The 12,366-nt window shown below is 46.5% G+C and carries 12 protein-coding genes; 4 read left to right on the top strand and 8 right to left on the bottom strand.

Annotated features, from left to right (window positions below):
* Nucleotides 1-89: 89 nt before the first annotated feature.
* The 8 genes from SD450_RS11740 to SD450_RS11705 all read right to left on the bottom strand — a co-directional run bounded on the left by SD450_RS11740 (nucleotide 90) and on the right by SD450_RS11705 (nucleotide 6,911).
* Nucleotides 90-1,379, bottom strand: a complete 1,290-nt coding sequence (locus SD450_RS11740) for a DUF58 domain-containing protein (RefSeq protein ID WP_318344637.1) — start codon at nucleotides 1,377-1,379, stop codon at nucleotides 90-92.
* Between the two features lie 48 nt (nucleotides 1,380-1,427).
* Nucleotides 1,428-2,426 carry an AAA family ATPase gene (locus tag SD450_RS11735; RefSeq protein WP_108425422.1) on the bottom strand — a complete coding sequence of 333 codons (999 nt, stop codon included), beginning with the start codon at nucleotides 2,424-2,426 and terminating at the stop codon, nucleotides 1,428-1,430.
* Nucleotides 2,427-2,429: 3 nt separating this feature from the next.
* Nucleotides 2,430-3,641, bottom strand: a complete 1,212-nt coding sequence (locus SD450_RS11730) for a DUF4350 domain-containing protein (protein ID WP_318344636.1) — start codon at nucleotides 3,639-3,641, stop codon at nucleotides 2,430-2,432.
* Nucleotides 3,642-3,646: 5 nt separating this feature from the next.
* Nucleotides 3,647-3,940 carry a type II toxin-antitoxin system RelE/ParE family toxin gene (locus tag SD450_RS11725; RefSeq protein ID WP_318344635.1) on the bottom strand — a complete coding sequence of 98 codons (294 nt, stop codon included), beginning with the start codon at nucleotides 3,938-3,940 and terminating at the stop codon, nucleotides 3,647-3,649.
* Nucleotides 3,937-4,209: a type II toxin-antitoxin system Phd/YefM family antitoxin gene (locus tag SD450_RS11720; RefSeq protein ID WP_318344634.1), complete on the bottom strand. Its 273-nt coding sequence runs from the start codon at nucleotides 4,207-4,209 to the stop codon at nucleotides 3,937-3,939. Before SD450_RS11720 ends, SD450_RS11725 begins: the two co-directional genes overlap by 4 nt.
* A gap of 92 nt (nucleotides 4,210-4,301) precedes the next feature.
* On the bottom strand, nucleotides 4,302-5,021 hold the full coding sequence (locus SD450_RS11715) for a hypothetical protein (RefSeq protein WP_318344633.1): 720 nt from the start codon (nucleotides 5,019-5,021) through the stop codon (nucleotides 4,302-4,304).
* Nucleotides 5,018-5,959 (bottom strand): hypothetical protein, encoded by a 942-nt coding sequence (locus SD450_RS11710; protein ID WP_318344632.1) that lies wholly within the window; start codon nucleotides 5,957-5,959, stop codon nucleotides 5,018-5,020. Before SD450_RS11710 ends, SD450_RS11715 begins: the two co-directional genes overlap by 4 nt.
* Complete coding sequence (locus SD450_RS11705; protein WP_318344631.1) at nucleotides 5,934-6,911, bottom strand: stage II sporulation protein M; 978 nt, start codon at nucleotides 6,909-6,911, stop codon at nucleotides 5,934-5,936. Before SD450_RS11705 ends, SD450_RS11710 begins: the two co-directional genes overlap by 26 nt.
* Nucleotides 6,912-6,949: 38 nt before the next feature.
* Between SD450_RS11705 and SD450_RS11700 the strand changes: the two genes are divergently transcribed.
* The 4 genes from SD450_RS11700 to SD450_RS11685 all read left to right on the top strand — a co-directional run bounded on the left by SD450_RS11700 (nucleotide 6,950) and on the right by SD450_RS11685 (nucleotide 12,366).
* Nucleotides 6,950-7,675 (top strand): RDD family protein, encoded by a 726-nt coding sequence (locus SD450_RS11700; protein WP_318344630.1) that lies wholly within the window; start codon nucleotides 6,950-6,952, stop codon nucleotides 7,673-7,675.
* A 2-nt stretch (nucleotides 7,676-7,677) separates the two neighbouring features.
* Nucleotides 7,678-8,295 (top strand): trimeric intracellular cation channel family protein, encoded by a 618-nt coding sequence (locus tag SD450_RS11695; protein ID WP_318344629.1) that lies wholly within the window; start codon nucleotides 7,678-7,680, stop codon nucleotides 8,293-8,295.
* Between the two features lie 191 nt (nucleotides 8,296-8,486).
* Nucleotides 8,487-9,632 (top strand): hypothetical protein, encoded by a 1,146-nt coding sequence (locus SD450_RS11690; RefSeq protein WP_318344628.1) that lies wholly within the window; start codon nucleotides 8,487-8,489, stop codon nucleotides 9,630-9,632.
* A 79-nt stretch (nucleotides 9,633-9,711) separates the two neighbouring features.
* The gene (locus SD450_RS11685) at nucleotides 9,712-12,366 is read left to right on the top strand and encodes a carboxypeptidase-like regulatory domain-containing protein (RefSeq protein WP_318344627.1); all 2,655 of its coding nucleotides are present in this window, start codon (nucleotides 9,712-9,714) and stop codon (nucleotides 12,364-12,366) included.

Genomic DNA, 12,366 nt, shown 5'->3' with positions numbered 1-12,366 from the left:
CTTTGTCCGCAGTCGAGAAGTGTTTTGGGCACTATCAAGGTCTCGAACGCGATCGACCTGACATTTGCTGGACGGCCTAAAAGGTGTACTTAAATTAATCCCCTTGCCTTGATTTCCAGGTATTTGTTGATGGTGTTGACGGTCAGGTCCTCTGGTTTGGTCAAGATGGTCTGTATGCCGTGTTTTCGGAGTTCGTTCACGATGAGTTTTTTCTCATAAATGAACTTTTCGGCAATGGTCTGCTCAAAAATTTGATGCACTGTCTCGGCTTTTTTATGGGCAAATTCATTCAGTTCGGTATTTTCAAAGAAAATCACCACCAACAGATGTTGTTTGGCCATGGCCACCAAGTAGGGGAGCTGTCTGTGCAGCGCATCCATGGTCTCAAAATTGGTATAGAGCAGCAAAAGACTCCGTTGGTTCAAGTTTCGTTTTACATCCACATACAAACGACTGAAATCACTTTCGATAAAATTCGTCTCCAGATTATAGAGTGTTTCAAGGATGAGGTTCATCTGGGAGCTTCGCCGCTCTGCGACCACCCTGTTCTCGATTTTGTCGCTAAAGGAGAACATGCCTGCCTTGTCCTGTTTTTTCAGGGCAATGTTACTGATCACCAAGGTGGCGTTGATGGCATAATCCAGGAGACTGAGGCCATTGAAGGGCATTTTCATCACCCGTCCCTTATCGATCACTGAATATACGGGCTGAGATTTTTCATCCTGATACTGGTTCACCATCAATTGTCCCCGCTTGGCCGTGGCTTTCCAATTGATGTTCCGGATATCGTCGCCCAGCACATAATCTTTTATCTGCTCAAATTCCATGGTGTGTCCAATACGCCTGATCTTCTTCAGGCCATATTCGTGCAAACGATTGGTGAAGGCCAGCAGATCATATTTTTGGAGTTGGAGGAACGAGGGGTAAACGGGAACTTCCTGGGATTGGCCCACGGCATGTTTCCTGGCCATGAAACCTATGGGTGAAACCGAAAAAATATTAAGACTTCCAAAGGAATACACCCCACGTTCGGTGGGCCGTAGTTGATAGTGGAATATTTTTTTCCCACCACTGGGCAGCTTGGTCTCCAACAGAAAATCCCTTTTCTGGAACTGGAAGGGAATCTCATCGATGACCTTGACTTTTACAGGGAACAAATATCCGTTCATCAACCGTAGTTGGATCGGGTTTTCGTCCCCATTGGAGAGTTTGTCGGACAAAATTCGGTGTCCTTCTACCTTTCCCTTGGAAGCAAAGAGCAGGATGATGTCAACCATCAGCAATAGGACCAGGACAAAGAAAAGCACCTTCAGTGCCCCGTAGAGGTTGGGGACCATATACGAAATCACAAATCCCACGATGAGCGCCGTGAGGATCATGAAAAATCGTTTTTGCAGGTATATGGGTCTGAAGAGCCTTTTCACTTTTTATCTTGGGATTTCGATGCCGTCCACGATTTGTTTCACCACCTGATGGGCGGTCAATCCTTCCATTTCCCTTTCTGGGGTAAGCAAAATCCGGTGTCCCAAAACGGGAATGGCCACTTTTTTAATGTCATCGGGAGTGATAAAGTCCCTACCGTTGATCGCGGCGAGCGCTTTTGAAGCATCCATGATGGCAATCGAGGCCCTGGGCGATGCACCCAAGTACAGATTGGCATTGCTACGGGTGTTGTCCACTATGGAGGCAATGTACTTGAGCAGGTTTTTCTCCACAACAATTTCCTTGATGGTATCCTGATACTCCGCAATCTGCTTTGCAGAGAGTAGGGCAGTTACGAGGTCTTCCTCCACTTTGGCTTTTTGTTCATGCTTGCTCTCCAAGATCTGGATCTCCTCTTCCAATGAGGGGTAGCTCACATTGATCTTGAACAGGAAACGGTCCAATTGGGCCTCCGGCAATCGATAGGTGCCTTCCTGCTCAATGGGGTTTTGGGTGGCAAACACCAAAAATGGGGGTTCCATGGCATATTCCACACCGTCCATCGTGATTTGTCTCTCGGCCATGGCCTCAAAAAGGGCGGCTTGGGTCTTGGCAGGGGCCCGGTTGATCTCATCGATGAGGATGATGTTCGAGAACAAAGGTCCCTTTTTGAACTCAAATTCAGAAGTTTTGATGTTGAAGATGGAAGTTCCCAAAATATCGCTCGGCATCAGGTCTGGGGTAAATTGGATTCGACTGAAATCCACGCTCATGGTCTTGGCCAGCAACTTGGCCGTGACGGTCTTCGCCACCCCGGGAACCCCTTCGATGAGGGAATGCCCATTGGCCAAAATGGAAATAATGAGCAGTTCTATCATATCCTGCTGCCCAATGATCACTTTGCCCAGTTCGGACTTTATGTTGGAGACAGCTTCCTGTAATCGGGTGAGATCCACACGGGAATTGAACTGTAGTGCGTCGTCTTTTGGTTCTTGTTCTTCCATAAGTTACTGCTTAAATGCGGTTATTTTTTTATTGAGTGCTATGCTTTCTTGCTCCGTATGGGCATTTTTATTTTTCAGTTTCAAGATATATTCGATCAAAACCTTGGTCTCTTGAATGTCCTTTCCTGCCTTGGCTGCCAGTAGCTGTATCGTCTTTTCGTTGAGTTGCGCCGTTTCGATATGGTACTGACTGCGGATGTAGGCCAAAAAGTAGTTTATTTTTTTGTTAATCAGATCTGTATAGTCTTTATTTTGATGGTACAGCGACCCAACGGCCTGAGCAAACTCCACCGAGGAATTTTTTAGGGGTTCGATGACGGGAATGATCCGTTGTTCCCGCTTGCCCTTGAAGATGACAAAGAGCAGGATGCCCAAAATACTCAGATAATAGGCCCATTTCAAGGAAATTTGGTTGAGCACAAAGCGCATGGGGGAATCAATGAAAACCCGACCGGATTTTTTGTAATTGTCCCAATACAGTACATCGGCATCCTGAAGATAGGAAAAGGTATGGGCCACATAGTCCGAATTGCCCTTGAGCATATAATAATTGGAATAGGCCTGGGGGGTTGCGGAAATGATGAAATGGCCCTTTCCAAAACGCGTCTTGATCAGATTGGGTTTGGTCACCTGTTCTTCGGGTTGCCCTTCCAGAAAGTTCTCCGGGGTATAGGAGATATGCCCCAAAATGGTGGTCTTGGTGGAATCCACACTCGTAAAATAGGCGTTGTACACCCCACGGGATAGTTTGAATTCTTCCTTTTTGAATTTTTCATGGGTCAGGTCCAAAATGGTCGTGCCCTCTTTCAGCGAATAGTCGGCCCCAAAATCGATATTGAGGGTATCCATCAGCTCCCAACCAAAACCAGTGGCAGCAATGAAAACAGTATTTCCCCGGTCCACATAGTCCAATATCTGATTGGTTTCTTGGTGGTCCAGCTCAATATATTCGTTGATGAACATATAGTTGGACGTTGGGGTGGAATCCCGATCGATCATGAAATCATAGACACTTTTATCCACCGTTTCAATCGTACTATTGGGGAAAATGGAAGGGAGTTCGTTGTAGAGCACAAAACACCCGAACGGAATCTTGTCCACCGAAGTGTAGGATGGCCGCCAGTTGATGGGCCTAGGCCGCACAATCTCCGTAATGATGATCCCGACAACGACCAGGGCAAATACCGCAATGACTATTTTCGATTTTCGGTCCATACGGTTCACTCTGTACTGAATACATCGGGATTTTGATAATTGTTCCAAAACCGCAGCAAGATCACTTCGTTTTCCCTGAACATATAGAACAGTGTAACTTGTTTGGTTATCGGAACTCGAAAGGTGTCCCTATATCCTGTGGATAAAAAACGGATATTGTCCATTTTAAGTTTACCAAGCACATCATCGGTCTTGGTGATAAAATTTTTGATTTCCAATTCGGTCCAGTTTTTTTCCAAATAATCAATGTTTTCCAGATAATCATCCATTGCTTTGTCGGACCAAATAATAACTCTCATTTTTTGTTGAAATATTTCGGCGCTCTTTCTCCAATGGCCCGCATTGCCTCCTCATGCGAAAAAAACCTATTTTCTTCAACATCCAAAATCGCTTCATCTATGGCCCGTTTCTGATCTTCGCTTAAAAGGTCCGTGTCTTTTGTCAATTCTTCCAAAGGAAGAACAATGTATGCCTCACTTTTTCGATGGACCACCAATTTTTCTGTATGTGCCAAATCGAGGTATTTTTTAAGATTCTTTCTAAACTCCGTGACGCTGATTGTTTTCATATCAAATCATCTTTTTATAAATGTACAAAATAATGTACACTTTGATTTTTGAAGCTTTGTTTTGGCAAAAAGAGTTGGGTATAAATCCATAATTATCTCGGGATTGAATTTTCTACGGCCTTGAAGCGCAAATCCGTTTTGGCATAACCGGATGCATCGATGGGCTGCTCCCCGTACCAGATGTTCTCGTACAGGTAAGAAGCCTTTTTGAACTCCAGTTGCAATTGGGTCTGGGTGATTTCCCGTTCATAGTCCACATTGGTCTTCTCAAAATGCCAATCGATGATGTTCTTTTGGGAAAGCAGTTTCAAGATCTTTAGGAACTGGTAGCGGACGGCAAGTCGGTAATCCCCATTCTTAAGGGCCTCTTCCATCAATGAATCCAAGTCGATGCTCTCAATGTGCTGTTCGGAAAGGTCCAGGTCGATGATGGACCGGGCCTTTTGGGTAAAAATGGAACTGAACTTTTCATTGATGAACATCCGCACTAATAGATAAATGACCAGGACGCCCATCAGGGCATAAATGATGTACTCCAGGATCAAAAGGGTTTTGGGTGAAATGTCAAACCCGAAAGCGCTGCTGATGGCATTCAGGAACCATCGGACAAAGCGGCTGAGCAAGTTGGCGGATTCCCCTGTTTTAACATCATAGTCAAAATCCTCCCCAGTATATTTTTTGCCAAGGTCTTCCGTGATTTGGCGTTCCGTGAGCACCGAACTGCAGTCTATGGGCAGGGCAATGGAATCCTTCTGCGCAAGACCCAAGTTTGCCCACAATAAAAGGATAAGGATGTAGCTCTGCTTGATCACTGATCGGTCTGTCCTATTTGATCTATTTTACTTCGGGTGTTGATGTTGTATGTTTTCTCGTGCAGGGCATAAAAGAGAACGCCGTTCACGAACTGGGACAGGCATTGCGCATATACCATCAAGATGAGCAATAGGCACAGTCCGAGGGTGTAAATGACGGTGGAAATGACCGAGCCGCCCACATCCACATTGTTTTCCACCACATGGAAGGTATAGATCCCAATGATTATGGATGGCACAATAAGGATGATGAAGAACAACAGGCCATTCAGCAAGCCGAGGATGAAATTCACCCCCACCGATCTCCAAAAATTGTTGATGACCAAGTTCCAGCCTTCCCCAAAACCATCGATCACGCCCTTGGATTGGCTCATCATGCTAAAAAAAGAAACCCCGATCCAAGCGGTCATGGCAAATTGCACAATATATTGTGCGAACATGCCCAATAAAGGAATGAACGCAAAAATGAGGGCCACGATAAAGAACAAAACATAAATGGGAATCAGCAAGAGAATGAACATCAACGTATTGCCCAAATTACCCTTCGTATGTTCCCAGACTTCCCTTTTGTCAAATCCTTGGCCCTTGTGTTCGTCATATTTGACCAAATAGGAAGAACTCAGACTAAAGTTGAAGCCCGCCACCAAAATGAAGATGATGAAAAAAATGATGCTGCCCACGATAATGTAGGTCCAATACGTGCCTTCGTTGCTTTCTCCCGAACCGATTCCGTAGATATTGGAACCCTCCGAGACCATGCCCACGAACCCGGATACCATCAAGTAGCTGGTGATCAAGAGACCGACCAGGAAAATACCATTATAGCTCAGGAACACGTTGGTGAACTTTTTGATGTTCTGCCTTAAAAATTCAAAATAAACGGAGAGGATATCGCCAAAGTCACGGTTGATCCTAAGCTCGATGTATTTGTCCTTCATGTAGTCTTCGGTTTAGTAAGATGGGATATATGATATAATAAAAAACAATCAGCAACAATGACCCTCCAATAATCGTGAAGGCCAACCAATCGGGCATATTGGCATACCGGGTGATGAACCCTTCGATGAAGCCTGCAATAATGAAAAACGGAATGGTGCTCACCACTACTTTCAACCCGTCCTTGGCCCCTTTCATGAAGGAGACCCGCCTGGAAAAAGTCTTGGGAAAAAGGATGCTGTTGCCCATGATCAATCCGGCGCAGCCCGCCACAATAATCACGGAAATCTCTATGGTGCCGTGCAGCCAAATCTGGCGGTTCGCTTCAAAAAACACCCCTTTGGTATAGAAAAAAGTAATGAACGCCCCCAACATCACCCCATTGCTGAATAGAATATAGGCCGTACCAATGCTGGTGATCACCCCAAAGGCGAAAGCCAAAAAGCCCACGCGGATATTGTTGATGGTGATACCCAAAAAGGTACCTATCTCACTTCCGCTTTTATAAATGGCCGTGGGTTCCCCATTGGCAATATTGTTCAGGGTCTCGTTCACATAGGCATCACCCAGAATCAACCGAACAAAGGAAGTATCATTCAATGCGGAAATGGCGCCGATGGCCGTGGCCGTGATAAAGATCAGGAATGTGATCCATAAAGTTTTATGGTATTGCCTAAAAAAAAGCGGGAATTCATGCGCCCAGAACTCAATGATCCGGTTGCCCGATTCCTTTTTGTTCTTGTATATTTTTTGATGTGCCTGTGACGCAAGGGAGTTCAGGTACAATAAAGTCTTGCTTTCCGCGTAATAGGTCTGTGCGTAGGCAAGGTCATTGGTGAGTTGGATGTAGCCGTCCACAAGCGCATCCGGATCTGTATGTGAACCTGATGCGACCGCTTTTTCAAAAGCGATCCATTTTTCCTTATTTTGCTTCACAAAAGCAGCTTCGCGCATAGATGGAATTTATTTCCCAAGTTTAAAAATACGTTTATATGGGCAACCTCCAAATCAATACAACGCAAAATGTCAACTTAGATTATAAGATTGTGGGCCTTGGGGAGCGAATCGTTGCTTTTCTCATCGATGGACTCATTTTGTACATGTATGCCTATTTGGTAAGCCTCATCAGCAATGCCATTGGTTTCATTTATGAAGATACTTGGACACAACGTGGGCTGGCTTCGTTGATTTTTTTGCCGGCCATGTTCTATTCCCTTTTGATGCACAGCTTGTTCAACGGTCAGACGGTGGGCAAGATGTTGATGAAGATGCGGGTGGTCCGTTTGGATGGCACCCCGGTGCATTGGAGCAATCTCTTGGTCCGATGGATGTTGCGCCTCGTGGACATTTGGATTTTCTTGGGGTCCATTGGCATCTTGAGCATCCTGTTCTCGGAAAAAAAACAACGGGTGGGAGATGCGGCCGCAGGCACTGTGGTGATCAGCACCAAACGAAAGACCAAGGTGTCCCATACCATTTTGGAAGAAGTGGAGGAGGCCTACGAGCCCCAGTTCACCAATGTGACCCTGCTCACGGACAAGGATGTCCGATTGATCAAGGAAACATATCACATTGCCAAAAAGAGTGGGGATTTCAAGACCCTGACCGCACTTAGAATCAAAGTGGATAGCATTTTGAAGACCAATTCCAACCTGTACGATGTGCAGTATATTGACACGGTGCTGAAAGATTACAACTACTACACCCAAAAAATGTAGCCATGCTCTACCAGACCATTGATATTTTGGGAACCGTGGCCTTTGCCATTTCAGGGGTCTTGGTGGCCATGGAAAAACGGCTGGACCTTTTTGGGGTGCTCATCATCGCCTTTGTCACGGCCATTGGGGGCGGGACCTTGCGGGATTTGCTCATAGGGAACACGCCAGTGGTGTGGATGCGGGACCTTACCTATGTGGTCACCATTTTCATAGCCGTGGTCTTCGCCATTATTTTTGTGAAGCAGTTGAAATATTTGAGAAAATCCCTTTTTCTGTTCGATACCATTGGGATTGGCCTGTATACCATGATCGGGGTAGAAAAAGGCTTGGAAGCCGACCTTTTGCCCATCATGTGCATTTTTCTGGGCACCATGACGGCCTGTTTTGGGGGCGTCATCCGGGATATGCTGTGCAATGAGATCCCAATCATTTTTAGAAGAAAGGAAATCTATGCCACCACCTGCATTGTGGGCGGGGCCAGTTACTTTCTTTTTGTTGAACTTCCCATCAAGGAAGGCTATGCCTACATCGCGGCGATCGTGGTGGTGATCACCCTAAGGTTGTTGGCCGTAAAATACGATGTCCGTTTGCCCAGTGTCTATGAAAAAGAGGGGAGATAAGGTAGATCAATGGCTTTTCCGTTAATTGTTGCTTAGCACGATTAACCCTTGATTAATCTTTTTTACCCTTTTGTTAGCCTTCTCGTGCCAAGGATAACACTACTTTGGTGTCCAGTTTTGTAATCTTCATTAAGTATAAGGGCCGTCCCAGTAGTGTCGGCCTTTTTATCAACCAATCGAGACCTTAACATATGAAAACACCAAAAACCGTTTTACTGACCCTTTTTCTTTCTGCTTCCTTTTTTGGGATGGATAGCATCAATGCCCAAGGATGTGTCGCAATCCGACATTTTTCATCCTGTGTGGGGAATACGTTGGAGAGCAACCTGTTGGGGGAGGGAGATATCCAGATAGGGAGCAACTATCGCTATTTTAAGTCTTTTAGGCATTTCAGGGGAACACATGAAGAGCCGGATAGGGTTTCCAACGAAACGGAGGTGATCAATCATTCCCACTCCTGGGATTTTTTCCTGACCTATGGAATCACTGACCGTTTGTACACCAGCATCACCATCCCAACGGTGATCAACACTCGTTCCTCACTGTATGAACACGGCAGGGACGAACGGAACACCACCTACTCCAGAGGACTTGCCGATATCAGGGTAGGGGTGGGTTACTGGCTGTTCGACCTAGAAAAACATCAAAATGGAAACCTTGCGTTTGGATTGGGCATAAAACTGCCCACCGGAAGTTTCAATGCTTCGGATATCTTCTACAATGTAGGTCCCGAAGGAGGTCCGGAGACCAGACCTGTTGACCAGAGCATCCAGCCGGGTGATGGTGGTTTTGGGGTTACCCTGGATTTTCAATTTTATCAGAAGATTGCTGAAAAGCTGTTTGCTTATGGAGGCGGATTCTATTTGATCAACCCAAGGGAGACCAACGGAACTCGGACGTTTCGGGAAACCTTGAGCCCTCTTCTGGAAAATGAGGCCATCATGGCCGTTCCCGATCAGTTTTCGGTGCGTGCCGGCGCCAGTTATGCCATAAGCAGTGTCATTTCGACTTCATTGGGTGCTAGGTATGAAGGGGTTCCCGTAAAAGACCTTATTGGTGGAAACGATGGTTTCAGAAGGCCGGGCAATGTACTTTCCATAGACCCGGGCATCGCCTTCATGAAGAACAACTTTTCCCTGAACCTCAATGTTCCTTTTGCAGTAAGAAGGGAACGTCCCCAAAGTGTTACCGACCTCGAAACCCAGGAACTTACGGGCGAACCTAGGGCAGGGGATGCCGCCTTTGCCGATTATTTGATCAACGTGGGGGTTTCCTACCGCTTTTCAAACAAAAAGGTGAAAGTAGCCCCTGAATTGATGGGTGAATTCAAGAGCTGATTTTCTCGGAAAAGACATAGAATATTTTTAGGTTTCCTTTGGGAACAGTCATAAAGCAGCAATACAATTTTAAAAAGAAATGTACAGGAACGGTAAAGGGCCGTTGGTCCTTTGGGGCTTTATGCTCTTTTTGTTGACAGGGGCATTGGCCCAAGCACAGGACAGAATTAGCGGAAAAATAGTGGATGCGGACAACGGTCAGCCCTTACTAGGTGCCCAAGTCCTGTTGGTCCCCACCAATAAGGGAACCGTCACGGATGACTTTGGGAGGTTCACTATCCTGAAAAATGAAGGGGACCATGCCCTTATCGTAAAATATTTGGGGTATGAGGAAAAGCAGGTTTCGCTTTCTACTTCAGATGTGGATATGGGGATTATAGGACTCACCCGCTCCAATACCACCTTGGATGAGGTGGTTGTGAGTGCATCGGCCAAAAATTTCAAGAGTGAATTTGTGGGGAGCAATTATCGAATCAATCCCGTAGCTTTAAAAAACATGAACCCATTGAACACCGAAGAGGTACTGCGCACCGTTCCCGGTGTGAACATTGTGGGGGATATGGGCCTGTCCAACCGTCCCAATATCAGTATACGGGGCTCTTGGGGAAGAAGGTCCAAAAAAGTGCTGCTCATGGAAGACGGTACACCTTCGGCACCGGCACCCTACATTGCTCCTGGAGCGTACTACAACCCGGTGAGTGACCGTATCACTTCCGTTGAGGTGTATAAAGGGGCCGATCTCTTAAAATACGGGCCCAATAATATGTACGGTGCGGTAAACTACATCACGGCACTCCCTCCGCAAAAACCAACACTGCGGCTGAAATTGACAGGCGGGCAGCGCAATTATACCTCGGGACTCTTTTCCTACGGGGGCACTTGGAAAAATATTGGCGGCTTGGTTGAAGGAGTGTACAAGAAGTTTGATGGTTTTATCGACAATTCATCCGTAGAGATCTTGAACCTGAATGCGAAAATCTTTGCCCAGTTGTCCGAAGACCAGTCCCTATATTTCAAAGTAAGTGGGCAGTTCGAGGACAATCAGGCTTCACTGAGTTCCCAAACACCCTTCACTTTTGAAGCTGACCCTACCCAAAATCCTTTGGATGCCGATCAGTTCATCATGAGGCGGTATGGGGTCGATATCATCCATAAATGGCTGCCGAATGAAGATTTGAGCTTTACCACAAAGGTGTATGCCTCAGATTTTGAAAGGGATTGGTGGCGACAGGTGACCGCAAAGGTGAGGGCATCAGACGTCCAGGACTATGTAGGGGACCAGATTTTTGCGGACCGGTACCGATATCTCCAGGGTCGGTCGTTTGATGACGAGGATTATGTGATTGTGGGCAGGATCTTGAACGGACGCGAAAGCACTACGGACAGCAGGTGGATCTATAGGGTTTCGGGCATCAAGGAAACCATAAAGGCCAAATGGGAGGCTTTCAATGCTCCCAGCGAATTTGAAGCAGGCATCAATATGCACAGGGAAACCTTCAAGGATGTGCTTTTGGAGGCCGATAGTTCCCGATGGGCGAGGAGCGGAAGGACCACCACGGACCTGTGGTACCGACTTTGGTCCGCGAACGGTTATGTTCGCAACGAATTCCATTTGGGTGATTTGGGCATTGTCCCTATCCTGCGTTTTGAGCATGTGGACATGTACCGTCAGAATTTGCTGGTCCTGGCACAAGACCCAGACCTTCAGGGCACTTCCGAAGGAAGGGAACCCAGTGTGTACAATCAATTTTTACCGGGAATCAGCTTGGATTATCCTTTAGGATCAGGTGAATTGTACGGTAGCGTTTATCAGGGAATGATAGCCCCTTCGAAAGTCTTTGGGTTCTTGGTGGAGCAGGATGGTGTGGTGACCAATCCCTTGGCCGGGCAGAGCATCAATATGGAACCGGAGTTGAGCTGGAACAAGGAACTGGGCTGGAGGGGAAGCCTATGGGCCGATCGTGTCCATGGACAATGGACCTATTTCCATAATGCCAGCAGAAACTTTTATGCCGGGGGGCGCAATGAGGTCTTTAACGAACTGGGCAAGATCAATGTACAGGGAGTGGAGATGGCTTTGGATGCCGAATTGTTCAACGGGAATGGCCATCAGCTCCATTTCTTGGCAAATGCTACCTATATGGATTCCAAAGTAATGGAAGGAAAATTGGAAGATAAGGACCTGTTTTCCCAAGTGGTCCATGGCACGGATACGCAAAACGAATATATCGCAAAAGTGAATGCCAATCGCGATGCCTATGATGTGTATGTGGATACGGGAAGCGGGGAAACTTTGCTCACCGATGCCACCATCGACGCTGCTGATTTTCCGGACATCACCAAAAGTGTGATCACCTTTGGGGATGATGGGCTTTCTGATGCCGAGGCGCCCTATACTCCAAAAGTGAACTTAAGTCTAGGGCTGAACTACGATTGGAAGGGACTTTCAAGCGGGTTCAATGTGCACCATGTGGGAAAACAGTTCACGGAGTTCCACAATTTTGTGAACGAATCGGCTGATGGGGCCATTGGGCAATTGCCTTCCTTCACCACCATCGATGCTTTTGTGAACTATGATTTTACCATTGGAACCTCGGTCGAGGCCACGGTATTTGTCAACGGAAAGAACATCACCGATGAAGTGTACAGGGCATCACGTCTGAACAGGGCCACCTCCGGGGTCTTTGCCGGAGGTTTTCGCCAGATCATTTTTGGAATCAACCTAAAAATGTAA

The organism is Flagellimonas baculiformis, assembly GCF_033441575.1.
Classification (GTDB): Bacteria; Bacteroidota; Bacteroidia; order Flavobacteriales; family Flavobacteriaceae; genus Flagellimonas; species Flagellimonas baculiformis.
This window is presented reverse-complemented; position numbering and strand designations above follow the sequence as displayed.

What these genes read in the sequence shown, in the direction of transcription:
- SD450_RS11700 (WP_318344630.1), top strand. Translation starts at nt 6,950, where the DNA reads ATGGGCAACCTCCAAATCAATACAACGCAAAATGTCAACTTAGATTAT.
- SD450_RS11690 (WP_318344628.1), top strand. Translation starts at nt 8,487, where the DNA reads ATGAAAACACCAAAAACCGTTTTACTGACCCTTTTTCTTTCTGCTTCC.
- SD450_RS11730 (WP_318344636.1), bottom strand. Translation starts at nt 3,641, where the DNA reads ATGGACCGAAAATCGAAAATAGTCATTGCGGTATTTGCCCTGGTCGTT.
- SD450_RS11720 (WP_318344634.1), bottom strand. Translation starts at nt 4,209, where the DNA reads ATGAAAACAATCAGCGTCACGGAGTTTAGAAAGAATCTTAAAAAATAC.
- SD450_RS11685 (WP_318344627.1), top strand. Translation starts at nt 9,712, where the DNA reads ATGTACAGGAACGGTAAAGGGCCGTTGGTCCTTTGGGGCTTTATGCTC.
- SD450_RS11725 (WP_318344635.1), bottom strand. Translation starts at nt 3,940, where the DNA reads ATGAGAGTTATTATTTGGTCCGACAAAGCAATGGATGATTATCTGGAA.
- SD450_RS11740 (WP_318344637.1), bottom strand. Translation starts at nt 1,379, where the DNA reads ATGATCCTCACGGCGCTCATCGTGGGATTTGTGATTTCGTATATGGTC.
- SD450_RS11695 (WP_318344629.1), top strand. Translation starts at nt 7,678, where the DNA reads ATGCTCTACCAGACCATTGATATTTTGGGAACCGTGGCCTTTGCCATT.
- SD450_RS11705 (WP_318344631.1), bottom strand. Translation starts at nt 6,911, where the DNA reads ATGCGCGAAGCTGCTTTTGTGAAGCAAAATAAGGAAAAATGGATCGCT.
- SD450_RS11710 (WP_318344632.1), bottom strand. Translation starts at nt 5,959, where the DNA reads ATGAAGGACAAATACATCGAGCTTAGGATCAACCGTGACTTTGGCGAT.
- SD450_RS11735 (WP_108425422.1), bottom strand. Translation starts at nt 2,426, where the DNA reads ATGGAAGAACAAGAACCAAAAGACGACGCACTACAGTTCAATTCCCGT.